Origin of the sequence: Paenibacillus sp. 22594 (assembly GCF_052044425.1) — a bacterium.
GTDB lineage: Bacteria > Bacillota > Bacilli > Paenibacillales > Paenibacillaceae > Paenibacillus_AQ.
The window spans coordinates 1-1674 of sequence record NZ_JBQENA010000030.1; the positions used below are offsets into that span (position 1 = coordinate 1).

Annotated in this window: 1 protein-coding gene; it reads right to left on the minus strand. The window is 46.5% G+C overall.

Going from position 1 to position 1674, the window contains the following annotated elements:
* Window positions 1-46: 46 nt before the first annotated feature.
* A protein-coding gene (locus ACTJKB_RS30810) for an IS3 family transposase (RefSeq protein ID WP_440838031.1) occupies window positions 47-1605 on the minus strand; the annotation gives its coding sequence in 2 pieces (ribosomal slippage) (window positions 47-972 and window positions 972-1605; 1560 coding nt in all).
* Window positions 1606-1674 lie beyond the last annotated feature (69 nt).

Consider the following 1674-nt stretch of genomic DNA (forward strand, 5'->3'; position numbering starts at 1 on the left):
TTGAACTGCACCCCGTCAAGTAGACAGCGTAAATAATAAAAGATCCTTAAGCGGCCTTAGTCCTGAATTCAATGGGACTGAGGCCGTTTAGTTTTGCCTGTAACCGTTCGTTATTATAAAAGTGAATGTAATCATCAATGTCTTGTTGGAGCTCTTCAAAGGTCCGGTAAGTATGCAAGTAGTACTTCTCACATTTGAGTGTCCCCCAAAAGGACTCCATCGGTCCATTATCAATGCAGCAGCCTACTCTAGACATGCTTTGGGTGAGTTTCGCCTCGTCCAGCATCTCCTTAAAGCGTAGAGAGGTATACTGGAAACCACGGTCGCTATGAAGTAAGGGATGGTTCTCTGGGGCTGCCTGCAAAGCCAACTCCAGCGTCTTAAAAACCAGCGAATTATTATTAGAATGGCCTAAGACGTAAGCTACAATGGACTTGTCATGCAGATCTTTAATTGCACTTAAATACGCTTTCTGCCCGTTGCCGTACTTGAACTCCGTTACATCCGTTACCCATTTTTGGTTAGGCGTTTCCGCCTCGAATTTACGGTTCAGTACGTTCTCTGCAACCTGCTGAGGCGTAGAACCTACGTACTTCTTCCTCTTTCTGCGGATGACAGACTGGATCCCTTGGAGCTTCATGAGACGGTATATTCGCTTCGCGTTAATCGCTCTGTCCATTTGCCTGCGCAAATGAAGTGTCAACTGGCGATACCCAAAGATTCGCTCTACCTTCTCATACAGGAGGAGCATGGCCTGTGTAAGTTTCGCGTTGTCAGTCTCCCGGGAACTGGGTATTCGATTCAACCATTTGTAGTAACTGGACCGCGAAATTCCTGCGATGTCACACAGTAGCTGAATAGAACAGGACTCTTCTTGCTGAACGGCTCGAATGGCCAGGTAGATGTTCTCCTGACGAACGGAGCCTAAGTTTTCCTCCTTTCGAGTTCCTTCAACTTTTTTAGAAAAGCATTCTCCGCACGCAGCCGCGCATTCTCATATTCCAGCTTTTGCATCGCGAGTTTGTGGCGATCTGCCTCTGTGAGCTCTTCAGGTGCTTTGGTACGTCCTCTGCCGTCTCGTAATGCCTCTTCGCCGCCTGCTTCGTACTTCTTCACCCAGCTATATACTTGTTGGTAAGAAACGTGAAAATGGCCTGCTGCCTTTGTGTAGTCTTGTCCATTCGACAGGCAGTACAGCACGATATCCATCCGTTCCTGCCAAGTGGTTGCGCGTCCTTTGGTCATAGCTCTAGTTCCTCCTGAATTAGCCGTTAAGCTGATGCTATGACCATTATACTTCTTAATCCAGTTGGCGAGTTGGGTTGTACTTGCAATCCTATACTTGTAGATGATTTGGCTTTGGGACAATTTCCCCTCGAGATAATCCCTAACTGCTTGGAGCTTGAGTTCCTCAGAATAGGTACGGTTATGAGTCCGAACGTCTAGTCCCTCGTAACCGTACAACTCATACCGTCGCCGCCATTTCACAATAGAGTTCTTGGTGACCCCGAACTTTCGGGCTGCGGCCTTTACTCCGATAAATTCCTCTTTAATCTCTTGTAGAATCGCTAATTTTTCGAACACTGTAAACTTCTTTTGTTCCATAAAAAATGCTCCCCATACAGTAACAGGTTTTTGTTATTTCACCTGTCCACTATATGGGGAGCATATCAT